Annotated in this window: 22 protein-coding genes; 9 read left to right on the forward strand and 13 right to left on the reverse strand. The window is 68.3% G+C overall.

Features of this window, described 5'->3' with window-relative positions:
• The first annotated feature begins 209 nt into the window (after positions 1-209).
• Positions 210-1,061: a M48 family metallopeptidase gene (locus ACOQFS_RS08155; RefSeq protein WP_421562398.1), complete on the forward strand. Its 852-nt coding sequence runs from the start codon at positions 210-212 to the stop codon at positions 1,059-1,061.
• 12 nt (positions 1,062-1,073) lie between these two features.
• Here ACOQFS_RS08155 and ACOQFS_RS08160 read toward each other — a convergent pair whose 3' ends face one another.
• The 5 genes from ACOQFS_RS08160 to ACOQFS_RS08180 are packed head-to-tail and all read right to left on the reverse strand — an operon-like array spanning position 1,074 to position 5,494.
• Complete coding sequence (locus ACOQFS_RS08160; RefSeq protein WP_421562399.1) at positions 1,074-1,385, reverse strand: DUF2218 domain-containing protein; 312 nt, start codon at positions 1,383-1,385, stop codon at positions 1,074-1,076.
• Positions 1,386-1,426: 41 nt separating this feature from the next.
• Entirely contained in the window at positions 1,427-2,212 is a 786-nt protein-coding gene (locus ACOQFS_RS08165; RefSeq protein ID WP_421562418.1) for an ABC transporter ATP-binding protein, read from the reverse strand.
• A complete protein-coding gene (locus ACOQFS_RS08170) occupies positions 2,212-3,309 on the reverse strand; it encodes a FecCD family ABC transporter permease (RefSeq protein ID WP_421562400.1) in 1,098 nt (365 codons plus the stop codon). Before ACOQFS_RS08170 ends, ACOQFS_RS08165 begins: the two co-directional genes overlap by 1 nt.
• Before the next feature lie 23 nt (positions 3,310-3,332).
• Positions 3,333-4,310, reverse strand: a complete 978-nt coding sequence (locus tag ACOQFS_RS08175) for an alpha/beta hydrolase (RefSeq protein ID WP_421562401.1) — start codon at positions 4,308-4,310, stop codon at positions 3,333-3,335.
• Positions 4,310-5,494, reverse strand: coding sequence for an ABC transporter substrate-binding protein (locus ACOQFS_RS08180; RefSeq protein ID WP_421562402.1), 1,185 nt, complete (start codon positions 5,492-5,494; stop codon positions 4,310-4,312). Before ACOQFS_RS08180 ends, ACOQFS_RS08175 begins: the two co-directional genes overlap by 1 nt.
• Positions 5,495-5,687: 193 nt before the next feature.
• Here ACOQFS_RS08180 and ACOQFS_RS08185 point away from each other — a divergent pair, with 193 nt between their 5' ends.
• Positions 5,688-6,674: a helix-turn-helix transcriptional regulator gene (locus ACOQFS_RS08185; RefSeq protein WP_421562403.1), complete on the forward strand. Its 987-nt coding sequence runs from the start codon at positions 5,688-5,690 to the stop codon at positions 6,672-6,674.
• A gap of 297 nt (positions 6,675-6,971) precedes the next feature.
• Positions 6,972-9,170 (forward strand): TonB-dependent receptor, encoded by a 2,199-nt coding sequence (locus ACOQFS_RS08190; RefSeq protein WP_421562404.1) that lies wholly within the window; start codon positions 6,972-6,974, stop codon positions 9,168-9,170.
• Positions 9,171-9,304: 134 nt separating this feature from the next.
• Here ACOQFS_RS08190 and ACOQFS_RS08195 read toward each other — a convergent pair whose 3' ends face one another.
• Positions 9,305-9,943, reverse strand: coding sequence for an MBL fold metallo-hydrolase (locus ACOQFS_RS08195; protein WP_421562405.1), 639 nt, complete (start codon positions 9,941-9,943; stop codon positions 9,305-9,307).
• A gap of 73 nt (positions 9,944-10,016) precedes the next feature.
• On the reverse strand, positions 10,017-10,820 hold the full coding sequence (locus ACOQFS_RS08200; RefSeq protein ID WP_421562406.1) for an exodeoxyribonuclease III: 804 nt from the start codon (positions 10,818-10,820) through the stop codon (positions 10,017-10,019).
• A 10-nt stretch (positions 10,821-10,830) separates the two neighbouring features.
• On the opposite strand from ACOQFS_RS08200, the gene pyrE reads away from it, so the two are divergent.
• Together pyrE and ACOQFS_RS08210 are read left to right on the forward strand one after the other, a co-directional pair.
• Positions 10,831-11,529, forward strand: coding sequence for an orotate phosphoribosyltransferase (pyrE, locus tag ACOQFS_RS08205; protein WP_421562407.1), 699 nt, complete (start codon positions 10,831-10,833; stop codon positions 11,527-11,529).
• 5 nt (positions 11,530-11,534) lie between these two features.
• A complete protein-coding gene (locus ACOQFS_RS08210) occupies positions 11,535-12,230 on the forward strand; it encodes a DUF4124 domain-containing protein (RefSeq protein WP_421562408.1) in 696 nt (231 codons plus the stop codon).
• 132 nt (positions 12,231-12,362) lie between these two features.
• On the opposite strand, the gene gatB is transcribed toward ACOQFS_RS08210, so the two are convergent.
• The 3 genes from gatB to gatC all read right to left on the reverse strand — a co-directional run bounded on the left by gatB (position 12,363) and on the right by gatC (position 15,816).
• The gene (gene gatB / locus ACOQFS_RS08215; RefSeq protein ID WP_421562409.1) at positions 12,363-13,844 is read right to left on the reverse strand and encodes an Asp-tRNA(Asn)/Glu-tRNA(Gln) amidotransferase subunit GatB; all 1,482 of its coding nucleotides are present in this window, start codon (positions 13,842-13,844) and stop codon (positions 12,363-12,365) included.
• A gap of 160 nt (positions 13,845-14,004) precedes the next feature.
• Positions 14,005-15,492 (reverse strand): Asp-tRNA(Asn)/Glu-tRNA(Gln) amidotransferase subunit GatA, encoded by a 1,488-nt coding sequence (gatA, locus tag ACOQFS_RS08220; RefSeq protein WP_421562410.1) that lies wholly within the window; start codon positions 15,490-15,492, stop codon positions 14,005-14,007.
• Positions 15,493-15,516: 24 nt separating this feature from the next.
• Positions 15,517-15,816, reverse strand: coding sequence for an Asp-tRNA(Asn)/Glu-tRNA(Gln) amidotransferase subunit GatC (gatC, locus tag ACOQFS_RS08225; RefSeq protein ID WP_421562411.1), 300 nt, complete (start codon positions 15,814-15,816; stop codon positions 15,517-15,519).
• A gap of 217 nt (positions 15,817-16,033) precedes the next feature.
• Here gatC and ACOQFS_RS08230 point away from each other — a divergent pair, with 217 nt between their 5' ends.
• From ACOQFS_RS08230 to mrdA, 4 genes are all read left to right on the forward strand, one after another.
• Positions 16,034-17,077, forward strand: a complete 1,044-nt coding sequence (locus tag ACOQFS_RS08230) for a rod shape-determining protein (protein ID WP_008907364.1) — start codon at positions 16,034-16,036, stop codon at positions 17,075-17,077.
• 76 nt (positions 17,078-17,153) lie between these two features.
• A complete protein-coding gene (gene mreC, locus ACOQFS_RS08235; RefSeq protein ID WP_421562412.1) occupies positions 17,154-18,077 on the forward strand; it encodes a rod shape-determining protein MreC in 924 nt (307 codons plus the stop codon).
• 40 nt (positions 18,078-18,117) lie between these two features.
• The gene (gene mreD / locus ACOQFS_RS08240; RefSeq protein WP_421562413.1) at positions 18,118-18,636 is read left to right on the forward strand and encodes a rod shape-determining protein MreD; all 519 of its coding nucleotides are present in this window, start codon (positions 18,118-18,120) and stop codon (positions 18,634-18,636) included.
• Between the two features lie 177 nt (positions 18,637-18,813).
• Positions 18,814-20,757 carry a penicillin-binding protein 2 gene (gene mrdA / locus ACOQFS_RS08245; RefSeq protein WP_421562414.1) on the forward strand — a complete coding sequence of 648 codons (1,944 nt, stop codon included), beginning with the start codon at positions 18,814-18,816 and terminating at the stop codon, positions 20,755-20,757.
• A 106-nt stretch (positions 20,758-20,863) separates the two neighbouring features.
• Here mrdA and ACOQFS_RS08250 read toward each other — a convergent pair whose 3' ends face one another.
• The 3 genes from ACOQFS_RS08250 to ACOQFS_RS08260 all read right to left on the reverse strand — a co-directional run.
• The gene (locus ACOQFS_RS08250) at positions 20,864-21,784 is read right to left on the reverse strand and encodes a DMT family transporter (RefSeq protein ID WP_421562415.1); all 921 of its coding nucleotides are present in this window, start codon (positions 21,782-21,784) and stop codon (positions 20,864-20,866) included.
• Between the two features lie 68 nt (positions 21,785-21,852).
• Positions 21,853-23,157, reverse strand: a complete 1,305-nt coding sequence (locus ACOQFS_RS08255; RefSeq protein ID WP_421562416.1) for a DcaP family trimeric outer membrane transporter — start codon at positions 23,155-23,157, stop codon at positions 21,853-21,855.
• Positions 23,158-23,255: 98 nt separating this feature from the next.
• On the reverse strand, positions 23,256-23,773 hold a 518-nt coding region (locus ACOQFS_RS08260; protein WP_421562417.1), incomplete at its 5' end, for an amino acid ABC transporter ATP-binding protein.

Consider the following 23,773-nt stretch of genomic DNA (forward strand, 5'->3'; position numbering starts at 1 on the left):
CAACGCCGCAGACCGCCCGACAAGGCCACTGCCCTTCGGGTTGGAGCGAAATCGGGCGGTTGAACGCCACGGCTGCTTGCATGGGCACGGGCCCATGCAAGCAGCCGTGGCATCCACTCATCCCGATTGCGCTCCAACGCGATCCCCTGGGAGATCGTAAACACGTTCTAAAGCCAGCGCTGCCCATTATTCCTTCAGGTGATTCCGGTATGTGCCTCTTTTGCCCCACCCCGTCCGCTGCGCCTTCGTCCCCCTGGTCCGCGCGCCGGGGCTTTTTGCTGGCGGCGGGTGCCGCCGCGGCCACGCCCGTGCTGGGCCAGGTGGACGTGGGCTCGTCCTCCAGCCTGCGCAAGCTGGTGCCCGCAGAAACGCTGGAGCAGTCGGCCGCCCAGCAATACCGCCAGATGCTGGAGCAGGCCCGCGCCAAGCGGGCCCTCGCGCCCGACAACCATCCGCAGCTGCAGCGCCTGCATGCCATCGCCAAGCGGCTGATCCCCTTTGCCGCACCGTGGAACGACCGCGCCCGGCAGTGGCGCTGGGAGGTCAACCTCATCGGCAGTCCGCAGATCAACGCCTTCTGCATGCCCGGCGGCAAGATCGCGTTCTACACCGGCATCCTCGACCAGCTCAAGCTCACCGACGACGAGGCCGCGATGATCATGGGCCACGAAATGGCGCATGCCCTGCGCGAGCACGCGCGCGAGCGCATCGCCAAGACGCAGGGCACCAACCTTGCGCTGCGCCTGGGCTCGCAGCTGCTGGGCCTGGGCGACCTGGGCCAGGCCGCAGCCAGCCTGGGCGGTCAGCTGCTCACGCTGCAGTTCAGCCGGTCCGATGAAAGCGAGGCCGACCTGGTGGGCCTGGAGCTGGCCGCGCGCGGCGGCTACGAGCCCTCGGCCGCCGTGAGCCTGTGGAAGAAGATGGGCAACGCCAGCGGCAGCAAGCAGGGCGGGCTGGCGTTTCTGTCCACCCACCCCTCGGGCCCTGCGCGCATCAGAGAACTGGAATTGAACGTGCCCAAGGTGCGGGGCTTGTACGAAGCCGCCCGCAAGAACGGCTAGGAGTCTGCGCGGTCAGGGCGTCGGCCGCGCAGGCTGGGCCTGCACCGGCTGCCAGGCGACCTGGACGGGGCTCTTGCGCGAGAACAGCTCCACGTGCGAGTCGATGGCGAATTGCACGCGCGCAAGGTTGTCGGCGTCTGCGGCGCTGCAGTCAAAGTGCAGGGCTTCGGCGTCGGCCCGCAGCACGCACAGACCCCACGGAAAGTGGGCCTCGCCCCGGTGCTCGTCGTAGTCCACGCGGATCTTGCGGGTGAAGTGGTAGCACAGCCGCTGCAGGTAGCGGCTGGCCTCGGGAGTGGGCACATGGCCCTCGCGTCGCATCATGGGGTGGTGGGTTGTGGTGGTGGGGAAAGCGGGAGAGGGGGCTACAGCGGCAGCGCAGCGTCGGCCAGCACCAGCAGGCTGCCCTGCGAGCAGCGCTCGACCCGGGCCTGCACGCCATAGGCGCGCTGCAGCAGGGCCGGCGTCAGCACCTGCGCCGGATCGCCCTCTGCGAGGACACCGCCACCGCCGAGCACCAGCACATGCTGGCAAAAGCGCAGCGCCAGGTTCAGGTCGTGCACCGCAACCAGACCCACGGTGCCCTGCTGCTGCACGAGGGCGCGCACGGCCTGCAGCACCTGCAGCTGCCAGCGCAGGTCGAGGGCGCTGGTGGGCTCGTCCAGCAGCAGCAGGCGCGGCGCGCGCACGATGACCTGCGCCAGGCCCACCATCTGCCGCTGTCCGCCCGAGAGTTCGTCCAGACGCCGCAGTGCCAGCGCCTGCAGGCCGAGCGAGTCCACCACCGATTCAATCGCGGCCTCGCGCTGCGCGGCCGTCCATTCGCTGCGGCTTGCCCGCAGCGCGCTCTGCCAGGTCTCGTAGGCCACCAGCGAGCTGCTCTGCGGCAACGCCTGGGGCAGGTAGCCCACGCGCCGCAGGCGCTCGCGTGGGGGCAGTGTGGCCAGGTCGATGCCTTCGAGCCACACCTGGCCCCGCACCGGTCGCAGACCGGCCACGGCCTTGAGCAGGGTGGATTTGCCCACCGCATTGGGCCCCACCACGGCCACCAGCGTGCCGGGCGGCACGCGCTGCAGGCACACGTCTTGCAGAACGGGGCGGCCAGGGTAGCCCGCCGCGAGCTGTGCCAGAGAAAACCCGTGCTCGCCCATCACGCAGCCCTGCGCTGGCGCAGCACCAGCGCCATGAAAAGCGGTACCCCCACCAGCGCGGTGATGATGCCGATGGGCAGCACCACGCCGGGCACCAGCGCCTTGCTCAGAATGGATGCGAGCGACAGCATGAGCGCCCCCGCGAGGGCGCTGCCGGGCAGGTAGTAGCGGTGGTCTTCGCCCAGCAGCATGCGCGCGATGTGCGGGCCCACCAGACCGACAAAGCCGATGGTGCCGACGAAAGACAGGGCCGTGGCCGCGACCAGGCTCACGCGCAGCAGCGTCACCAGCCGCAGGCGCTCCACGGCGATGCCGAAGCTGCGCGCCTGGTCTTCGCCCGCGCGCAGGGCCGTGAGCGCCCAGGCCTGCCGCGACGACCACAGCAGGCACACCGCGAGCACGGTGCCCAGGATGCCGATCTTGGCCCAGGTGGCGCGGCCCAGGCTGCCCATGGTCCAGAACACGATCTGCTGCAGGGCATTGCTGTCGGCGATGAACTGCAGCAGCCACAGCAGCGCCTCGAAGCTGAACAGCAGCGCAATGCCGAACAGCACCACGGTGTCCACCGTGGCGCCCTGGCGCCAGGCCAGGAGCTGGATCAGCGCCGTGGCGCAGGCCGCGCCCACAAAGGCGCACAGCGGCACGGCCAGGTTCTCGCCCCACGCCACGAGCGTGAAGCCGCTGACCACGGCGGCCGATGCGCCCACGGCGGCGGCGGCCGACACGCCCAGCGTGAACGGGCTGGCCAGCGGGTTGTTGAGCGCGGTCTGCATCTCTGCGCCAGCCAGGCCCAGGCTCGCCCCTACCAGGACGGCCATCACCGCGTACGGCAGGCGCACCTCCCACAGGATGACCTGCTGCGCCTGCGGCAGGCTGGCGGGTGCAAACACCCCGCGCAGCACATCGGCGAACGCGAAGCTGGAGGGGCCGAGGGCGATATCGGCCACCACGCTGACCCCGAGCACGGCCCCCAGCGCCAGCAGCAGCAGCAGGCGCCGCCGGGTGAAGTGGCGGTAGCGCTGAAGGAGCGTTCGCGGGTGGTGCGGCGTGTTGGCGGGCGGGCTCACGGCGGTGCGGGAATCGGAAGCAGCAGACATGGCAGGAAGGAGGGGTGGGGGGCTCAGCGCGGCTGCTGCGCCATGGCCAGCGCGCCGACCAGGCCCGGGAGCATGGCGCCGCCATGGTCCACTCCCGGCAGCACGTCGGCGTCCACATGCAGCTCGGGCCACGCCAGGCCCGAGAGCCGGTGCGCCAGTGCTTCGGTGCGCTGCATCAGGCGGCGCTCGGCCTGGACGGCGGCGCGCGCGGGTGTGGCAGCCGCCCGCTCGGTTTCGAGGCCGCCCACGCGCAGCCGCAGGCGCGCCTCAAACGGCCGGGGTGCGCTGGCATGGGCCAACACGAATTGCTCCGCCGTGCCCAGCACCTGCCCCTGGTTCCACCACACCGAGGGGCTGGTGGCCGCGTAGCGGTGGAATTGCGCCGGGCGCGTGAACAGCGCATGCAGCACGAAGAGGCCGCCCAGCGAGTGGCCGCTGATTGTCTGGCGCCGGCCGTCGATGCGAAAAGCCCGCGCGACCTGGGGCTGCAGCTCGCGCGCCATGAAGTCGAGCAGCAGGTCTGCACCCCCGGCCGCGGCCGTGGCAGCGCCGCCCGCGGCTGCCGGTGTGAAGTCCCGCAGGCGCTCTGCGGGGTGAAACGCCGCGTCGCCGGGGTGCCCGATGCCCACGACGATGGCGGCGTCGGGGCGAAGGCCGACGGGCCGCTCGGCGTCGTTGCGCGCCAGCTGTGCTGCGAGCGCGAAGGCGGCGTTGCCGTCCAGCACGTACAGCACGGGGTGGCCGTGCTCGGGCGCAGGCCCGGCCGGTGGCTGCACCCAGACGCGCCAGGTGCGGCCGCTGGCCGGGTCGCGCAGATCCCGCAGGTGCGTGCCCGGCAGGTGTGCGGCGGGGGCCTGCAGCAGCCCTGCGGACAAGTCGCTGCGGCCGCGGGCGGCGGTGCAGCCCGCCAGCAAGCCCGGACCGGCCGTGCCCATACCGATGCCCGCACCCGCTGCCAGCAGGGCGCGGCGCGTGCCCTGTCCGGGCGTGAAGCCGGGCATCAGAGGCTGGTCCAGTACACCCCGGTCAGCGGGATGGGCTGGAACTGGCTGAACAGGGCCTGCAGCGTGGCGCGCGGGTCCAGGTCGGCAAACAGCTCGGGGTGCAGCCACTGGGCAAGCACCTGCACGGCCACCACGTTGAAAGGAGAGTTGTAGTAGTGGTGCCAGATGGCATGCGCGCGGCCCGGCTGCTGCACCGCCTGCAGCTGCGCAATGCCGCGGCGCTGCGTGGCGCGCACCAGCGACGCGCGGGCTGCCTCGGGCGTGGCGTCGGCACCCAGCACGATGCGCAGCGGCGACTTGTCGGCGGTGGCCATGTTTCCGATGCCGGTGCCGATGTACAGCCGGGGCTGGGCGGCGATCAGGTATTCGGGGTTCAGCGTGCCGTGCTCTCCGGGGATGCGGCCGCGCGCTACGTTGTCGGCGCCCGCAGCGTCCAGCAGCACGCCGACCAGGCCCACCATGGTTGCGCAGCAGTCATCGGCCAGGCCCACCCGGTTCTCCAGGAACACGCTGGGGCGGCGCGTGCCTGCGGGCAGCGTGCGCAGGCGCGATTCCACGCGGTCAAGCTGTGCGCGCCAGACGGCGTTGAAGGCCTCGGCCTCCTTGCGCTTGCCCAGCACGGTGCCCAGCAGCTCCATGCTGCGGGGTGTGTTTTTCAGCGGGTCGTGGCGGAAGTCGATGAACACCACGGCCACTCCGGCGGCCTCCAGCCGGGCCAGGGTCTCGCGGTCATTCTTGCTGGGCCCGTGGCCGCTGGCCAGGCCCAGAATGGCCACCTGCGGGCGCAGTGCGATGGCCTGTTCGTCGCTGAAGCTGCCCGCATTGTTGCGGCCCACGCGCGGCACCTTGTCGAGCTGCGGAAAGCGGCTGCGCCATTGCGCATAGCCGGCCGGGTCCAGCGTTTCGTAGTCGCCCATCATGCCCACCAGGCGGCGGGCCACGTCGTCGCGCTCAAACACCCCCAGTGCGGGCAGCAGGCGGCCCTCGCCCAGCAGGATGCGATCCACCCTGGCAGGCAGGGTGACTGTGCGGCCGGCCAGGTCGGTCACCGTGTGGAGAGGGCCTTGCTGGGCGTGCGCCCGGGAGGGCAGGGCCGTCGTGATGAGGAGGATGGCCAGGCTGCAGACCAGCGTGGCCAGGCCGGGCCGCGAAGCCAGCCAGCGGGGGAGGGTGAGAGTCATGGGTGCCCGGGAGCCCTGCCGCACGGAGTGTGGGCGCAACAGCTTCCTATATTGAGAATCATTTGCATTTATTATCGCAAGTTGCTAGCATCCCATGGCCTCGCGCCTGCCGTGTTTGCCCGCCAGAGAAAAACCTTTGCGCCAGCAAGTGCCGGCTTGCGGCACCCGTTGTCAGCCCATCACCCATTCGTCCATGTCCCTCGTCACACCGCTGCACATCCAGCCTGCGGCGCCGCCCTCCGAAGGCCAGCAGGCCTCGCTACAGCGCCATCTGCAGAGCGTGCGTGTGCTGCGCCCGGGCTTGCACCTGCATGCCGACGACACCGCCGACGTGCAGGACTTCACGGCCAGCGGCGACATGGAAACGGGCTTGCGCCTCGTGGTGCTGCTGGAGGGCGCCGTGGACGTGAGCTATGGCCCGCGCCGGGTCGCGCTGTCCAGCACGGCAGCGCCGCGCGTGCGAACACCCGGCCAGCCCCGCGGACTGCTGGTGTCGGTGGCGCAGACCGAGCGCTTCGAGCGCCGCGCCAAGCGCGGGACCTACGCACGGCGCGTCAGCGTGGGCCTGGGAGGGGATTGGCTGGAGCAGTTGGCCGGGGCTTCCGGCTCCGGGGCCGTGGAGGCGTTTCGCCGCCAGCACCTTGCCATGCACCACTGGCAGCCATCGGCCCGCATCGCGGCGGTGGCAGAGCAGATCACGCACGCGCCCGACCTGAGCCCGCTGCTGCTGCACCTGTACCTGGAAAGCCGCGCGCTGGAGCTGGCGGGCGAAGCCCTGGCCAGCCTGGCGCAGCACGCGCCGGGACCGGTGCCAGCCCCCGCCCCGACGCCCGTCGCCGCAGGCCTGCGGCTGCTGCCGCATGAACACCAGCGCATGCGTGCGCTGCACGCGTTCCTGCAGACCGACAGTGCGATGGACATGTCGCTGGACGCGTTGGCGCGCCAGGCGGGCACCAACGCCAACACGCTGCAGCGGCACTTTCGCGCCGTGTACGGCACCACCGTGTTCGACTTCGTGCGCGAGCACCGACTGCAGCGTGCCCGGCTGGCGCTGGAGCACGACGGCATGTCGGTGGGGCAGGCAGCGCTCGTGGCGGGCTACAACAGCGCCGCCAACTTCGCCACCGCCTACCGCAGGCGGTTTGGCCTGCCGCCCAAGCTCTCGCGCGGGAGAGTCTGACCCGCTTCCTGAGCCGCGCCTTTCCCGACAGGCGGCCGCCCCGCGCGCGCTGCGCATGCTGCAAACATCTTTGTTGGCCTTGCAAACACAGCCAGGCAGGCCGCGTGAAATCATCGTCGCTTGCCGGATGCAACAGGTCGGCACGCGTTGCGCCACGTTCCAGGCCGTGGACTGACGACCCCGCTCTCCATCGGGGCTGCGTCCGCGCTGGATATGAAATCGCACTCATTCTTGTTTGCAATTCCTTGGATCGGGGCGCACTTCCATCTCCAACCGTTCTTTTGATTCAGGATTTCTATGCAGACTTGCCGCCCATGCCCGGATGCCGCCCGGGCCGATCGTTTTGCGCTGCGCCAGGTGGCCCAAGCCTGTGCGTGCGCCTTGCTGGCCGGCGCGGGGGCCGCCATCGCCCAGAGCCCCGAACCCACCGCGCTTACTGCGCCTACTGCGGCCCCTGCGGCGCTGAAGGAGGTCACGGTGAATGCGGTGGCGGAAACCCCGGAAACCCTGCCGGCGGCGGCGCCAGGCGGCAAGGTGGCCCAGGGTGCGCGCCTGGGGGTGCTGGGCAATGTCGGTGTCATGGACACCCCCTTCAACGTGACGGGCTACACCGCCGAAGGCATTGCCGACCAGCAGGCACAGACCATCGGCGCGGTGCTCAGGACAGACCCCTCGGTGCGCATGACGACCAACGAAGGCCATGTGGTGGAGAACTTCATCATCCGCGGCTTCGGCGTGTCGGCCAACTCCCTTGCCATCAACGGCGTGTATGGCCTGGCGCCCGAGCAGAACACACCCACCGAGATGTTCGAGCGCGTGGAGGTGCTCAAGGGCCCCGGCGCCATGATGCTGGGCATGCCGCCTGCGGGTGATGTGGGCGGCGCCATCAACCTGGTGCCCAAGCGGGCCGGCAAGGATCCGCTGACGCGCGTGACCACCACCTGGTCCGATCAATCCAACGTGGGCGTGCATGCCGACGTGGCGCGCCGTTTCGGACCCGAGCAGCGCCTGGGCGTGCGGGTGAACGGCGTGCTCTCGGGCGGCGAGACCTGGCTGGACCACCAGACCAAGAAGCGCGAGATCGGCCACCTGGCGCTGGACTACCAGGGCTCGGGCTGGAGCGTGGAGGCCGACGCCTATTCGCTGACCAACAAGGTGCGCAAGGGCGTCACCATGCAGCCCATCATCACCGGCTGGACCACGGTGCCGCGCGCACCCGATGGCTCCACCAACTTCTTCTACGGTGAGGGCGTGTTCAGCAACACCGAAACGCAGGGACTGATCGTGCGCGGCCAGGCGAAGCTGGGCGCCGGGTGGACGGCGTTTGCCTCGGCCGGCCATGCGCGGCATGCGTACGACGGTTTCATCTTCGGCACGCGCCCGGTGTGGACCGTGGCCAATGCCGCCACCGGCAACGCCACGGGCACGGCCTACAACTCGTGGGGCGAGTACGAGACCACCACGGCCGAGCTGGGCCTGCGCGGCCAGTTCACCACGGGTGCGGTGGCGCACAAGCTCACGCTCTCGGCCAACGTGCTGGACTACGAAGGCGGCAGCCGTGGCAACGGCACGGCCAGCATCACCAGCAACATCTTCAACCCCACGCCCATCACCATGCCGCCAGGGGCGCCCGCATCCAGCTTCACCCCAACCAGCGACGACGTGCACACCGGCCTGAGCGTGGTGGACACCCTGTCGTTTGCCGAGGACAAGCTGCAGCTCACCCTGGGCCTGCGCGCCCAGCAGGTGAACCAGAAGCTCGCCAGGTACAAGGAAACCGCCGTGACCCCGCTGGTCGGTGTGGTTGCCAAGCCCTGGGGCGACAACATTTCGCTGTATGGCAACTATGTGGAAGGCCTGAGCGCCGGCACCACGGTGAAGGCGCCGTATGCCAACGAGGGCGAGACCTTCAAGCCGTACAAGACCCAACAGATGGAAGTGGGCGTGAAGTGGATCACGGGCGGCATCACGCAGACGGTGAGCCTGTTCCAGATCAGCAAGCCCGCCCTGATCGAAGCCAACAACCGCCAGCTGCTGGACGGCGAGCAGCGCAACCGTGGTGTGGAATGGAACCTCTTCGGCCAGGTGGCCCGGGGCCTGTCGCTGCTGGGCGGCGTGGCCTACACCGAAGCCACGCAGACCAAGACCACGCGTGGCGTGAACCAGGGGCGCAGCCAGTTCGGTGTGCCCAAGTTCACGATGAACCTGGGAGCGGACTGGGAGGTTCCGGGCGTGCAGGGCCTGTCGCTCAACGGCCGGGTCAACCACACGGGCGCCCAGTGGCTCACGGGAGACAACAGCGTGAAGCTGCCCGCCTGGACCACGCTGGACGTGGGAGCCCGATACGCCACACGCTTGGGAGCCCAGCCGGTGGTGCTGCGTGCCACGGTCACCAACCTGGCCAACAAGGCGTACTACGACAGCATCTGGGGTGCAGGCCGGGTCAACGTCGGTGCGCCGCGTGCCGTGCGGCTGTCGGCCAGCTTCGACTTCTGAGGGCACTGTCGCAAGGGGGCCGGCGCGTGACCTGGTGGGCGCGCCGGCGCCCCGGCAAGCGGCATGTAGCTATCAAACAAATAGCTGAAGAGACAATATGGTAAAGCGCTGAAGGCCAAAAAGGATGCGAAAAATCAGGTGCCACCCACGTACGGGTTGCTCTGGCGCTCGCGGCCAAAGCTGCTTTCCGGCCCGTGGCCGGGGATGAACACCGTCTGGTCCCCCATGGGCCACAGGCGCTGGGTGATGCTGTCGATCAGCTGCTGGTGGTTGCCCTGCGGAAAGTCGGTGCGCCCGATGCTGCCCGCAAACAGCACGTCGCCCACAAAGGCGCGGTCGATCTGCGGCGCGTGGAACACCACGTGCCCGGGCGTGTGGCCGGGGCAGTGGCGCACCTGCAGCGTCTCGTGGCCGATCTGCACCGTGTCGCCATCGGCCAGCCAGCGCGTGGGCGTGAAATGCTGCGCGGGCGGAAACCCGAACATCGCGCTTTGCTCGGGCAGCCCGTCGATCCAGAACTGGTCGCCCGGGTGCGGGCCGATGATGGGCAGCGAGAGCTGCCCGGCCAGCTCGCCCGTGCCGCCCGCATGGTCGATGTGCGCGTGCGTGAGCCAGATCTGCGCGAGCGTGATGCCCAGGCGCTGTACTTCGGCCAGCAGCACGTCCAGATCGCCGCCCGGGTCGATCACGGCCGCCTGCGCGGTGGCGTCGCACCACACCAGCGAGCAGTTCTGAAGAAAGGGAGTCACGGGGACGGTGAGGTAGCGGAGCATGGCGGCGGCAACAACGGTAGGGGAGTGCGGGTCGGTTCGTGGGGCGTGGTCAGGGTTGCTGGCAGGCGCGCGGTCACAGGGCGAAGTCGTATTCGACCGTGATCGGCGCATGGTCGGAAAACTTCTCGCCCTTGTAGATGGACTCCGTGCGCGCCAGCGCGGCCAGCGCCGGGGTGGCCAGGTGGTAGTCCAGCCGCCAGCCCACGTTGTTCGCATAGGCCTGGCCCCGGTTGCTCCACCAGGTGTAGGCGGTGTCGGTGGCCGTGGGTTGCAGCTGACGGTAGACGTCGATCAGGCCGCCGCCTTCATCAGTTGTGTGCAACAACTTTGTCATCCACGCGCGTTCTTCGGGCAAAAAGCCGCTGTTCTTCTGGTTGCTGCGCCAGTTCTTCAGGTCGATTTGCTGGTGCGCAATGTTGATGTCGCCGCACAGGATGAACTCGCGCCCGGCCTTCAGGCCCATGAGGTGCGGATGGAACTCGGCCAGGAAGCGGAACTTGGCCAGCTGCCGTTCTTCACCCGACGAGCCGCTGGGAAAGTACGCGCTGATGATCGACAGCTTGCGCGCCGGGGTGTCAAAGCGCAGCTCCACATATCGGCCTTCTGCATCAAATTCTTCTGATCCATAGCCAGTGACTATGTCAGACGGTTCATGGCGCGTGTACACGCCCACGCCGGAATAGCCCTTCTTCTGCGCAAAGTGGAAGTGCCCCTGCAGCCCCGCCAGCCGTTCAAAGCGGTTGGCCATGTCGGCCGCCTGGGCCTTCACTTCCTGCACGCAAATACAATCCGGCCGCGTGGCTGCCATCCAGCTTTCCACGCCTTTGCTGGTGGCCGAGCGGATGCCGTTGAGATTGAGGCTGGTTAACTTGAACAAGGAATTTCCCATGGTGGATGTTGGCGCGCAAACCTCGGAGCAGGGCCGGCTGGCGCAGGAATTTGTACAGTTCGCCGTGGAATCCGGCGTGCTGCGTTTTGGCGAGTTCAAGACCAAGGCGGGGCGCCTGAGTCCGTATTTCTTCAACGCGGGGCTGTTCGACGACGGGCGCAAGCTCGGTCGGCTCGCGGAATTCTATGCAAAAGCCCTGGTGGCCAGCGGCATTGAGTTCGACATGGTCTTCGGCCCCGCGTACAAAGGCATCCCACTGGCCGCCACCGTGGCGGTGGAGCTGGCGCGGCTGGGCCGCAACGTGCCCTTTGCCTACAACCGCAAGGAGGCCAAGGACCACGGCGAGGGCGGTACGCTGGTGGGCGCGCCCCTGCAGGGCCGGGTGCTCATCGTGGACGATGTGATGTCTGCAGGCACCGCCGCGCGCGAGTCGATTGCCATCATCCGGGCCGCCGGTGCCACTCCCCACGCCGTGGCCATTGCGCTGGACCGCCAGGAAAAAGCCACCGAGAATGGCCAGGATGTCGACCACAGCGCCGTGCAGTACGTGCGCCAGCAACTGGGCATGCAGGTGTGCGCCATTGCCCGGCTGGCAGACTTATTGCTGTACCTCTCGCAAAACGGGGAAGAGGGGATGCGCTCCCACCATGAAAAAGTGCTGGCCTACCGCCAGCGGTACGGCGTCAACGAAGGGTAGATGACTTGAGCACATCGGCGTGGATCTTGGGCGGAGTTCTGTTGGCCACCCTGGGCGCCGAATGCGCCTGGGCGCAGTCGCAGAGCGGCGCCACGGGCGGCATCTACACCTGTGTGGACCGCAACGGCCGCCGCCTCACCGCCGACCGCCCGATTGCCGAATGCGCCGACCGCGAACAGCGCGAGCTGAGCCCTTCCGGGGTCACGCGCCGCCAGATCGGCCCCACGCTGACCGAGATCGAGCGCGCCGCGCTGGAGGCCAAGCGCCGGCAGGAGGCCGAAGAACGCGCCAAGATTGTGGAAGAGCGCCGCCGAGAACGCGTGCTGGTGGCCCGCTACCCGGACAAGGCTGCGCACGACGCCGAGCGCGCCGCCGCCGTGCAGATGGTGGACGAAGTCACCGCCACGGCCGAAAAGCGCCTGGCCGACCTGCGCGCCCAGCGCAAGGGCTTTGATACCGAGATGGAGTTCTACAAGAAGGACCCCAACAAGGCGCCCATGTCCCTGCGCCGCAAGATCGCCGAGAACGGGGACAGCATTGCCGAGCAGCAGCGCTTCATCGCCGGGCAAGACCAGGAAAAGCGGCGCGTGCATGCGCGCTTTGATGCCGAGCTGGCACACCTGCGCAAGCTGTGGGACGGCCACCGCGTGCCGCTGCCCTCCGCAGGCGCGGGCCCCGAAGAGGCGGCCGCCTCACGATAAGGAAGGAGGGGGAGCGGACTCTCATGCGTCCGCAGCACCCTGCACTTCACCCGCAACGACGCAATGAACAACGGGGCACGCAGGCCCCGTTTTTTTGTGCCAGGGCCGTCGCAGCCGCTGCGGCCCGCGCGTTCACCCCGCCAGCTTGGCGCGCAGCACCTCGTTGACCTGCGCAGGGTTGGCCTTGCCCTTGCTGGCCTTCATGATCTGGCCCACCAGCGCGTTGAAGGCCTTGTCCTTGCCCGCGCGGAACTGCGCGACGTTGTCGGGGTTGGCGGCAATCACCTCGTCGATGATCTTCTCCAGCGCGCCCGTGTCGTTCATCTGCTTGAGGCCCTTGGCGTCGATCACTGCATCGATATATGCCATCGCTGAATCGTGCATTGTTCCTGGGGCGTGGATCAAGTCCTCTGCAAATATCTTTCTCCCTGCCGCATTGGAAATTGTTCCGTCAGCAATGCGAGTGATCAGGGCCGCCAAGTTTGCAGGGGGAACTACCCCCGCAAACTCATCAAAGGACATGTCTTCAACGGCGTTCAAGTACTTGGACACCTCGCCCATGATCCAGTTGCTGGCCAGCTTGGGCTGGCCGCAGGCCTGCGCGGCCGCTTCGAAATACGCGGCCATGGCCTTGCTCTGCGTGAGCGTGGTGGCGTCGTATTCGGGCAGGCCGTAGCCCGACACAAAACGCGCCGCCATGGCGCGCGGCAGCTCGGCCATGCGGGCGCGCTCCTCGTCCACCCAGGCGGCCGAGACGTGCAGCGGCGGCAGGTCCGGGTCCGGAAAGTAGCGGTAGTCGGCCGCGTCTTCCTTGGTACGCATCGCGCGGGTCTCGCCCGTGTCGGGGTCGAACAGCACGGTGGCCTGCTGGATCGCGTGGCCGTCCTCGATCTGCTCGATCTGCCAGCGGATCTCGTAGTCGATGGCCTGCTGCATGAACTTGAACGAGTTCAGGTTCTTGATCTCGCGGCGCGTGCCGAGCGGCTGGCCCGGCTTGCGCACCGACACGTTGGCGTCGCAGCGGAAGGACCCTTCCTGCATGTTGCCGTCGCAGATGCCGATCCAGGTCACGATCTTGTGCAGCTCTTTCGCGTAGGCCACGGCTTCTTCGCTGCTGCGGATGTCGGGCTCGGTCACGATCTCCAAAAGTGGCGTGCCCGCACGGTTCAGGTCGATGCCGCTTTGACCAATGAAATCCTCGTGCAGCGACTTGCCCGCGTCTTCTTCCAGGTGGGCGCGCACCAGGCGCACGGTCTTCTTCTCGTCGCCGAGGTAGAACGACACCTCGCCGCCCTGCACCACCGGAATCTCGAACTGGCTGATCTGGTAGCCCTTGGGCAGGTCAGGGTAGAAATAATTCTTGCGCGCAAAGATGCTCACGGGCGCGATGTGCGAGCCCAGCGCGAGCCCCAGGCGGATGGCGCAGGCCACGGCCTCGCGGTTCATCACGGGCAGCGTGCCGGGCAGGGCCAGGTCCACGGCGCAGGCCTGGGTGTTGGGCTCGGCGCCAAAGGCGGTGCTGGCGCGGCTGAAGATCTTGCTCTGGGTGGCGAGCTGGGTGTGGGTCTCAAAGCCGATGACGACTTCGTAGCCCTGGATGAGTTTGGCAGACATGGAAGGATCTGTCCTTGGCAATCACTATCAAATAAGGAGCGGTCAGCGCTTGGTGGGCAAGGGCTGTAGGCCAAAAAGCCTTGAATGCCTTGCGCAGAAAGCGCTGCCCGCTATGATTTTCAGAGCGCAGACCGCAAATGGAAGTCCGTGGCCTGCATTTTCAGAGCGCAGACCGCAAATGGAAGTCCGTGGCCTGCTGCAGGCGGTGCGCCGCGTTCAGCAGGCGGCTCTCCTGGAAGTAGTTGCCGATCAGCTGCAGCCCCACGGGCATGCCGCCCTCGCCAAAGCCGGCCGGCACGCTCATGCCGGGCAGGCCGGCCAGCGAGCCGGGCAGGGTGAAGATGTCGGCGAGGTAGTCGGCCAGCGGGTCGGCGCCGTGCTCGCCCAGCTTCCAGGCCACCGTGGGCGCCACGGGGCCGGCGATCAGGTCGCAATCCTTGAACGCGTTCTGGAAGTCGTCGGCGATCATGCGGCGGATCTTCTGCGCCTGCAGGTAGTAGGCGTCGTAGTAGCCGTGCGAGAGCACATAGGCGCCGATCATGATGCGGCGCTTGACCTCATCGCCAAAACCCTCGGCGCGGGTCTTCTTGTACATGTCCACCAGATCGGTGTAGTCCTTGGCGCGGTGGCCGAACTTCACGCCGTCGAAGCGGCTGAGGTTGGAGCTGGCCTCGGCCGGGGCGATGATGTAGTAGACGGGAATGGACAGCTCGGTGCGTGGCAGGCTGATGGGTACGAGTTTTGCGCCGAGCTTTTCGTATTCCTTGAGCGCTGCGTCCACCGCCGCGCGCACATCGCTCGCCAGGCCGTCGCCAAAGAATTCGGCGGGAATGCCGATGCGCAGTCCGTCGATGCTGTCGTTCAGCCTGGCGCTGAAGTCTTCGGCCGGCACGTCCAGGCTGGTGGAGTCGCGGTCCGGGTCGGGGCCGCACATGCTGGAGAGCAGCAGTGCGCAGTCTTCGGCGCTGCGGGCCATGGGGCCGGCCTGGTCCAGGCTGGAGGCAAAGGCGATCATGCCGTAGCGGCTGGCGCGGCCATAGGTGGGCTTGATGCCGGTGATGCCGCAGAAGCTGGCGGGCTGGCGGATGGAGCCGCCCGTGTCGGTGCCGGTGACGGCCGGGGCCAGGCGCGCGGCCACGGCGACGGCGCTGCCGCCGGACGAGCCGCCGGGAATGCGGCCGGTGTCCCAGGGGTTGCGCACGGGGGCCGGGGCGTCAAAGCCCACGGGGGCCACGGCCGAGTTTTCGTTGGCCGAGCCCATGGCGAACTCGTCGCAGTTGAGCTTGCCCAGCGTCACGGCGCCCGCGTCGGCGAGCCGGGCGACCACGGTGGCGTCAAAGGGCGACTGGTAGCCCGCGAGCATCCTGGAGCCCGCAGTGCTGGGGAAGCCCTGGGTGACAAAGATGTCCTTGTGCGCAATCGGCACGCCGGCCAGCGGGCCTGCAGTGCCAGCGGCAATGGCGGCATCCTGCGCGCGGGCCTGGGCCAAGGTGATGTCGGGGTTCACGGCCACAAAGGCGCCCAGATTCTGGTGGGCGTGGGCGCGGTCCAGGAAGTGCTGGGCGGCCTCGACGGCCGAGACGCGGCGCGCGCGCAGCTCGGTGGCCAGCTGGGCCACGCCCAGGTCATGCAATGCGGTGGAAGTCATTCGGCGAAAGTCGGATTGTCTTGCTTACTCGATCACTTTGGGCACGAGGAACAGGCCCCGTTCGACGGCGGGCGCGCTGTGCTGGTTGGCCTCGCGCTGGTTGGGTTCGCTGGCAACGTCCTCGCGCAGGCGCAGGGCCACTTCCTGGATGGCCGCCACGGGGTGGGCCAGGGGCGTGACGCCCGAGGTATCCACAGCCCGCATCTTCTCGACGATGTCGAAGAAACCGTTGAGCTGAGTCAGCATGCGCTCACTTTCGGAGGAGGTCAGCTCAAGCCGCGCCAAATTGGCAATGCGGCCGATGTCCTGGGGGGTCAAAGCCATAGGGAGGAGAATCTAAAGAAACCAGACGTAAAGCTGTGATCCGGCCCGCGCGGCGGGGAGTTATTCACAGGGGATGGGGTATTATCCCGGCTTTGTCGCAATGGCCCTTTTTTTGCCGGTGATTGTGCGAAAAAAGCGTTATCTGACCCCCACCCACACCCTGATACACCCGGCGATGGCAGGCCGACGCGCATGCCGTGCCTGAGAGGATTCCTGAATGTTCGGAGCTTTCCGTCGGTACTTCTCCACCGACCTTGCCATTGACCTTGGCACCGCCAACACCCTCATCTTCGCGCGCGACAAGGGCATCGTTCTGGACGAGCCGTCCGTGGTGGCCATCCGCCACGAGGGCGGCCCGCACGGCAAGAAGGTGATTCAGGCGGTGGGCCACGAGGCCAAGGCCATGCTGGGCAAGGTGCCCGGCAACATCGAAGCCATCCGCCCGATGAAGGACGGCGTGATCGCCGACTTTGTGATCACCGAGCAGATGATCAAGCAGTTCATCAAGATGGTGCACCCGCGCACGCTGTTCACCCCCAGCCCGCGCATCATCATCTGCGTGCCCTGCGGCTCCACCCAGGTGGAGCGCCGCGCCATCAAGGACGCGGCCGAGGCCGCCGGCGCCACCGCCGTGTATCTCATCGAGGAACCCATGGCCGCCGGCATCGGCGCGGGCCTGCCGGTGTCGGAGGCGTCGGGCTCCATGGTGGTGGACATTGGCGGCGGCACCACCGAAGTCGGCGTGATCTCGCTGGGCGGCATGGTCTACAAGGGCAGCGTGCGCGTGGGCGGCGACAAGTTCGACGAGGCCATCATCAGCTACATCCGCCGCAACTACGGCATGCTGATCGGCGAGCCCACGGCCGAAGCCATCAAGAAGAACATCGGCTCGGCCTTCCCGGGCTCCGAAGTGCGCGAAATGGAAGTCAAGGGCCGCAACCTGTCCGAAGGCGTGCCGCGCAGCTTCACCATCTCCAGCAACGAAGTGCTGGAAGCCCTGACCGACCCGCTCAACCAGATCGTTTCGGCCGTGAAGAACGCGCTGGAGCAAACCCCGCCCGAGCTGGGCGCCGACATTGCCGACCGCGGCATGATGCTGACCGGCGGCGGCGCGCTCTTGCGCGATCTGGACCGCCTGCTGGCCGAAGAAACCGGGCTTCCCGTGCTGGTGGCCGAAGACCCGCTGACCTGCGTGGTGCGCGGCTGCGGCATTGCGCTGGAGCGCATGGACCGCCTGGGCAGCATCTTTACCAGCGAGTGATCCTGCGATGCCTGTCCTGCCACAGGCACGGGACCACCACTGCCACAGAACCTGCCACTGAACGCATGCGCCGCACATGCCGCTGGGTACTCTAGAGCGCAGCGCTCCTCCATTCTTCAAACAGGGCCCTTCGGCCCTGTCGCGTTTGGCCGTCTATAGCGCGCTGGCGGTGTTCCTCATGGTGGCGGACGTGCGCTTCAAGCTGACCGAGCCGGTGCGGCAGGTCGTGGGCACGGTGCTGTATCCCGTGCAATGGCTGATGCTGCAGCCGGTGGAGTTTGCCAGCCACGGCGCGGGCTACTTCCAGGCGCTGAAGTCGGCCCAGGAAGAAGCGGACGCGGCGCGCAAGCAGATGACCCTGATGGGCCAGCGGGCCAACCAGGCCGAGCAGCTGGCGCTGGAGAACACCCGCCTGCGCGGGCTGCTGGCGCTGCGCGAGCGGCTGGCCACGCCGGCCCAGGCGGCCGAGGTGATCTACGACACGGCCGACACCTACACCCGCCGCGTGGTCATCGACCGGGGCCAGGTGGGCGGCGTGGAGCTGGGCTCGCCCGTGATGGACGAGGCCGGTGTGCTGGGCCAGGTCACGCGCGTGTTTCCGCTGGTGAGCGAGGTCACCCTGCTGGTGGACCGTGACCAGGCGATCCCCGTGCTCAACGTGCGCACCGGCGCGCGCGGCGTGGCCTATGGCGACCCGGTGGCCGGGCACGGCGGTGGGGGCATGGAGCTGCGCTTCATGCCGGCCAACGCCGATGTGCGCGAAGACGACCTGCTGACCACCAGCGGCGTGGACGGCCTCTACCCCTCCGGCCTGCCCGTGGCGCGCGTGGTGCGGGTGGAGCGGCGCGCCGATTCGGCCTTTGCCCGCATCTACTGCATGCCGCTGGCGCAGGTGCACGGCGCGCGCCACGTGGTGGTGCTCAAGCCGCTGGCCGACAACACCCTGCCGCGCCCTGCGCCCGTGCCCACTTCGCCCGCCAAGCGCGGAACCCGCAAATGACACGCTCCGCTGCCACCGTTCTTCTGGAAGGAGCCGCGCCATGATCATGCCGCGCGGCGAGCCGCTGCTGATGCCGGTGAACCCGGTGTTCATCGTCGCCAGCCTGGCGGCGGGCCTGGCGGTCAACATGCTGCCCCTGGGCCGCGTGGAATGGACGCCGGACCTGGTCATGGTGCTGCTGGTGTTCTGGGGCGTGCACCAGCCGCTGCGCATCGGCATGGGCGTGGCCTTTGTGCTGGGCCTGTGCATGGACGTGGCGCAGTCGGCCCTGCTGGGGCAGCACGCGCTGTCGTATGCCGTGCTGTCGTTCGCGGCCATCGCCATCCACCGGCGCCTGCTGTGGTTCAGCGTGCCCTCGCAGGCGCTGCAGGTGCTGCCGCTGTTTGCGCTGGCCCATGCGATCGAGCTCTTGCTGCGCATGGCCTCGGGCGGTATCTTCCCGGGCTTGTGGAGTTTTGCGGCGCCGGTGCTGGAGTCGCTGCTCTGGCCCATCGCCAGCTGGGTGCTGCTGGCGCCCCAGCGCCGCCCGCCCGACAGCGACCAGAACCGCCCGCTCTAGACATGATGCAACCCCCTGAGCGGCTGCGCCGCTTCCCCTTCTCTCGCAGCGCTGCGCCCTGCGGGAAGGGGGACGACGCCCTCGGGGCGGGGCGGCCCTTGCTCGGCGTCCCCTTGGCTGGGCCGCGTCGGTCGCACAGGCAGTGTGCTTCTGGGCCGCGTCTTCGGGAGATCGGCCATGACTGAGCTGCGCAGCAGCGAGGCCGAAGCGTTCCGCTTCCGCATGCGCGCGCTCGTGATCGGCGCGGTGGTGCTGATCGCGTTTGGCCTGGTGGCGGCGCGCCTCGTCTATCTGCAGGTGGTCCGGCATGACGACCTGGCCGCGCAGGCCGAGAGCAACCGCACGGCGGTGGTGCCCATCGTGCCCAACCGGGGCCTGATCCTGGACCGCAATGGGGTGGTGCTGGCCACCAACTACTCGGCCTACACGCTGGAGATCACGCCTTCGCGCGCTGGCACGCTGGACGACACCATCGACGAACTCTCCAAGGTGGTCGAGATCCAGACGCGCGACCGGCGCCGCTTCAAGCGGCTGATGGAAGAGTCGCGCAACTTCGAATCGCTGCCCATCCGCACGCGGCTCACCGACGAAGAGGTGGCCCGCTTCACGGCCCAGCGCTACCGCTTTCCCGGCGTGGACATCAAGGCCCGGCTGTTCCGCAACTACCCGCTGGGCGACGTGGCGAGCCACGCCATCGGCTACATCGGCCGCATCAACCAGGCCGAGAAGGCGCGCATCCAGGACTCCGAAGACGAAGCCAACTACCGGGGCACCGAATACATCGGCAAGCTCGGTATCGAGCAGAGTTTCGAGTCGGCGCTGCACGGCGCCACGGGCGTGGAGCAGATGGAGACCTCGGCCGGCGGGCGGGCGGTGCGCAAGCTCGCCAGCCACGCGGCCACACCCGGCGACAGCGTGGTGCTGTCGCTCGACATCAAGCTGCAGAAGATGGTCGAAGATTTGTTTGGCGAGCGGCGCGGCGCGCTGGTGGCCATCGACCCGCGCAGCGGCGAGGTGCTGGCGCTGGTGAGCAAGCCCACGTTCGACCCCAACCTGTTCGTCGAGGGCATCGACGTGGAGAACTGGACCGCGCTGAACGAATCGCTGGACAAGCCGCTGCTGAACCGGGCCCTGCGCGGCACCTACCCGCCGGGCTCCACCTACAAGCCTTTCATGGCACTGGCCGCGCTGGAAACCGGCAAGCGCACGGCGGGCGCCATCACGCAGGACAACGGCTCGTGGACCTTTGGTGGCCACACCTTCCGCAGCCATGGCGACCACGGCCTGGGCCCGGTGGACATGCACCGCAGCATCGTCAAGTCGAGCAACGTCTACTACTACGCGCTGGCCAACGACATGGGCGTGGACCTGATGCACGACTTCATGAAGCCCCTGGGGTTCGGGCAGATCACGGGCATCGACCTGAACGGCGAGCTGCGCGGCGTGCTGCCCAGCCAGGAATGGAAGCGCAACGCCTACCGCCGCCCCGAGCAGAAAAAATGGTACGCGGGCGAGACCATCTCGCTGGGCATCGGCCAGGGCTACAACACCTTCACCATGCTGCAACTGGCCCATGCCACGGCCACGCTGGCCAACTCGGGCGTGCGCCATAAGCCGCACCTGGCCATCGCCACCATGGATGCCGTGACGCGCGAGCGCCATGAGATCACGCCCGAACCCCCGGTGAACCTGGGCTACAAACCCGAAAACGTGGCCGTGGTGCGCCGCGCCCTGGTGGGCGTGACGCAGGAGGGCACCTCCACCCGTGTCTTTGCGGGCGCCAAGTACCTGTCGGCCGGCAAGACGGGCACGGCCCAGGCTGTGACCATCGGCCAGAAGGACAAGTACAACGCCGCCAAACTGCAGGAGCACCAGCGCGATCACGCGCTCTACATGGCGTATGCACCGGCCGAGGCGCCTCAGATCGCACTGGCCGTGATCGTGGAGAACGCGGGCTTTGGCGCCGCCCACGCCGCGCCCATTGCGCGCCGTGTGTTCGACTACTGGCTGCTGGGCGAATACCCCAGCGAAGAAGACATGGCCGCCGTGCAAAAGGGCCAGGCCGCCGCGCCCATCGGCAAGCCGCGTGCGGTGGCCGACGTGCCGTTGATGGCGCCCTGATGCCCGGCAGTCCGTGAAGGTGTTGATATAAAAATGATAGCTGTCAGCCCTTGAAGGATAAGCGCTGAGGCCGTTTTTTATTCAAAATCTGAAATGCGGGACATCCTCACGCCTGCGCCGCTGCGGCCGGGCGGGCTGCGGGCTGCAGCTGGCTGAACACCAGTGCCGCCACGATCAGCGTCGCGCCGCCCACCCCCGCCAGCCCCAGGCGCTCACCCAGCAGCGCCCAGGCGGTGAGGGCCGCAAACACCGGCTCCAGCCCGAAGACGATGGCGCTGCGCAGGGCGTCCACCCGCTGCTGGCCCCAGGCCTGCAGCGTCACCACCACCACACTGGCCAGCAGGCCCAGATAGACGAGCGCCACCCAGCCCGACGCGGGCAGCTGCCGCAGCGCGGACGGCAGCCCGCCCAGACCGGTGCTGCTGCCATCGGCTGCGCCCGCCTGCGCCAGCAGCAGCGCGGTGGCCGCCAGCGCCATCATGCTGGCCTGTGCCGCCGCCATGCGCGTGGCGCGCATCGGCTGGGCGGCCGTGCGGCGCGCGCATTCTTCCAGCGCCAGGATGTACACCGCATAGAACACCGTGCTGGCCAGCGTCAGCGTGTCGCCCAGGTTCCAGGGCTCGTTCTCGTGGAACATCAGCGTCATGCCCGCGAAGGCCATGGCGCAGGCCGCCCACAGCTGCCAGCCATAGCGCCGGCCCAGCGCCGCCATGGCGATCAGTGGCACCACCAGCACGCTGAGCCCGGTCACGAACGCATTGCGGTTGCTGCTGGTGCGCGCCAGGCCCTCGATCTGCAGCCAGAACGCAATGAACAGCAGAAGCCCGAGCGCAGAGCCCCAGCGGCGCTCCGCGCTGCGCATGCCCCACCACAGCGGCGCCAGCACCGCGAGGGCGATCACAAACCGCAGCCAGATGATCTGCAGCGCATCCAGGTGGGCCGACAGCAGCTTCATGGCGGGGAAGGTGGTGCCCCACACCACGGTCACCGCCAGCAGCGCACACAGGCCCAGGCGTTCAGGTTTCATCGACAGGCACCCCCAAAAAACAAGGGCTGGCCGGTCGCCCGGCCAGCCCCCTCGGCAAGGCCGAAGCCTCAGTTGAAGAGATAGCGTGCTTGCAGGTTCAGGCGCAGCATGTCGCCACGCTGGCCGTCAAACGTGGTGCGGCGCCCGCCGATCAGCTCGCTGCCCAGCTCCACATTGGGAATGGGCAGGTAGTACATGCCGGCATGCCACTGGTACAGCTTGTGGTTGCCTTCGGCGCCGTAGGCGTTCACGTAGGCATCGCCCAGCTTGTGGCGCGAGCGCACCATGCCCAGCGACACGGTGGCGCGCAGCTTGTCGCTGAAGGCGTTGGTCAGGCCCAGCACCACGCCGTGCGACTTGTCCAGGCGCACCGTGCGGCCGTCCAGCACCGGGTAGTTGGCGCCCACCAGGTAGGCGCCGTCGCCGTCGCCGTCCAGGCGGGTGTACTGCGCCATCAGCGTGGCCGTGCCGGTCAGCTTGTAGCCGGCGCCCAGGCCAAAGCCCACGCCGCGCTTGGACGCGCCGTCGATGCGCTGCTCGTGCGACATCAGGCGGGCGTTGATGTTGCCCCAGTCAAACCCCTTGTCCACGCGGGCCACCAGGTTCGGGCCCTTGGCGCCGTCGGTGGGCTCTTCCACGGCGAACTGGAACTTGGCCAGGTTGGGGTTGTTGTAGGTGTAGCGCACCTGGGCGGGGCGGCGGAAGGTCGCGCCGGGCGGGCCGTTGAAGTCCACCGTCTCGGGCAGGTTGTCGGTGTCCATGAAGGTCGACCAGGTCTGGCCGATCAGCCAGCCCGCGTATTCGCCATAGGCGTGGCGCAGGCGCAGGCGGTTGCGGTTGCACTCGCTGCCGCAATAGGCATAGAAGTCAGCTTCGATCTTGGTGTTGAAGGTGCCGATGCCGGTGGGCGTGGAGGTTTCAAAGCCGAAGCGCGATGTTTGCGCCGTCAGGCTGGTCTTGCCGCTCCGCGTGTCGCCCAGCGGCTGCTCCATCAGGTTGGTGAAGGTGTCGCCGGGGGCCGTGCCCTTGAAGTCTTTGACCATGTTGGCCTCGGCAAAGCCATACACGCGGATCGAGGTCTCGCTGCCCGGCAGGCGGAAGCTGCCAGGGATGTCGCCCAGCACCACCGCGTCCTTCTGCTTGAGCTCCACCGCCTCGATGCGGTCGTTCCAGGCCGAGGCCGAGGCCGAGGCCGCGGGGGCCGCAGGCGCCTGCGCCTGCTGGGCCTTGAGCGCGTTCAGCTCGGCGCGCAGGGCCTTGAGCTCGCTGCGCATGTCTTCGAAGTCCTTGGCGGTCTGCGCAAAGGCTGCGGGCGGCAGGCTGCACAGGCCGGCGGCCATCAGGGCGAGGAACGTGGGGGTCAGTTTTTTCATGGTCACTCCGGTAGGGGCTCTTTGTGTTGTGGTGCGCCGGGCCTGGATCTCAGGCGCGCGGCGCGGGGGGCTGGTTGTTGTGGTGCTTTGGCGGCGGCTCAGTGGGCCACCCGGCCGATGAAGGCGCGGATGCGGTCATTGGCGGGGTTGGCAAAAAACTCTTGCGGCGGCGCGTCGTGCGCGATGCGGCCCTGGTCGAAGAACATCACGCGGTCGGCCACCTCGCGGGCAAAGCCCATCTCGTGCGTCACCACGATCATGGTCATGCCGCCGCGCGCCAGCTCGCGCATCACGTCCAGCACCTCCTGCACCATCTCGGGGTCCAGGGCCGAGGTGGGTTCGTCGAACAGCATCACCTTGGGTTGCATGGCCAGCGCGCGCGCAATCGCCACCCGCTGCTGCTGGCCGCCCGACAGCTGCCAGGGGTACTTGTGCGCGTGGCCCTGCATGCCCACGCGGCGCAGCAGGGCCAGGGCCTGCTCATTGGCCTCGGCGCGCGGCGTGCGGCGGATGCGGCGCGGCGCCAGCGTCACGTTGTCGAGCACGCTCATGTGGCCGAACAGGTTGAACTGCTGGAACACCATGCCCACCTGCTTGCGGATGGCGTCGACGGCCT

This window comes from Paracidovorax sp. MALMAid1276 (assembly GCF_049198005.1).
Classification (GTDB): domain Bacteria; phylum Pseudomonadota; class Gammaproteobacteria; order Burkholderiales; family Burkholderiaceae_C; genus Acidovorax.

Bases quoted from the DNA above. Each gene is read 5' to 3' on its own strand.
- ACOQFS_RS08155 (WP_421562398.1), top strand. From the start codon at position 210: ATGTGCCTCTTTTGCCCCACCCCGTCCGCTGCGCCTTCGTCCCCCTGG.
- ACOQFS_RS08160 (WP_421562399.1), bottom strand. From the start codon at position 1,385: ATGATGCGACGCGAGGGCCATGTGCCCACTCCCGAGGCCAGCCGCTAC.
- ACOQFS_RS08165 (WP_421562418.1), bottom strand. From the start codon at position 2,212: ATGGGCGAGCACGGGTTTTCTCTGGCACAGCTCGCGGCGGGCTACCCT.
- ACOQFS_RS08170 (WP_421562400.1), bottom strand. From the start codon at position 3,309: ATGTCTGCTGCTTCCGATTCCCGCACCGCCGTGAGCCCGCCCGCCAAC.
- ACOQFS_RS08175 (WP_421562401.1), bottom strand. From the start codon at position 4,310: ATGCCCGGCTTCACGCCCGGACAGGGCACGCGCCGCGCCCTGCTGGCA.
- ACOQFS_RS08180 (WP_421562402.1), bottom strand. From the start codon at position 5,494: ATGACTCTCACCCTCCCCCGCTGGCTGGCTTCGCGGCCCGGCCTGGCC.
- ACOQFS_RS08185 (WP_421562403.1), top strand. From the start codon at position 5,688: ATGTCCCTCGTCACACCGCTGCACATCCAGCCTGCGGCGCCGCCCTCC.
- ACOQFS_RS08190 (WP_421562404.1), top strand. From the start codon at position 6,972: ATGCAGACTTGCCGCCCATGCCCGGATGCCGCCCGGGCCGATCGTTTT.
- ACOQFS_RS08195 (WP_421562405.1), bottom strand. From the start codon at position 9,943: ATGCTCCGCTACCTCACCGTCCCCGTGACTCCCTTTCTTCAGAACTGC.
- pyrE (WP_421562407.1), top strand. From the start codon at position 10,831: ATGGTGGATGTTGGCGCGCAAACCTCGGAGCAGGGCCGGCTGGCGCAG.
- gatB (WP_421562409.1), bottom strand. From the start codon at position 13,844: ATGTCTGCCAAACTCATCCAGGGCTACGAAGTCGTCATCGGCTTTGAG.
- gatA (WP_421562410.1), bottom strand. From the start codon at position 15,492: ATGACTTCCACCGCATTGCATGACCTGGGCGTGGCCCAGCTGGCCACC.
- gatC (WP_421562411.1), bottom strand. From the start codon at position 15,816: ATGGCTTTGACCCCCCAGGACATCGGCCGCATTGCCAATTTGGCGCGG.
- ACOQFS_RS08230 (WP_008907364.1), top strand. From the start codon at position 16,034: ATGTTCGGAGCTTTCCGTCGGTACTTCTCCACCGACCTTGCCATTGAC.
- mreC (WP_421562412.1), top strand. From the start codon at position 17,154: ATGCCGCTGGGTACTCTAGAGCGCAGCGCTCCTCCATTCTTCAAACAG.
- mreD (WP_421562413.1), top strand. From the start codon at position 18,118: ATGATCATGCCGCGCGGCGAGCCGCTGCTGATGCCGGTGAACCCGGTG.
- mrdA (WP_421562414.1), top strand. From the start codon at position 18,814: ATGACTGAGCTGCGCAGCAGCGAGGCCGAAGCGTTCCGCTTCCGCATG.
- ACOQFS_RS08250 (WP_421562415.1), bottom strand. From the start codon at position 21,784: ATGAAACCTGAACGCCTGGGCCTGTGTGCGCTGCTGGCGGTGACCGTG.
- ACOQFS_RS08255 (WP_421562416.1), bottom strand. From the start codon at position 23,157: ATGAAAAAACTGACCCCCACGTTCCTCGCCCTGATGGCCGCCGGCCTG.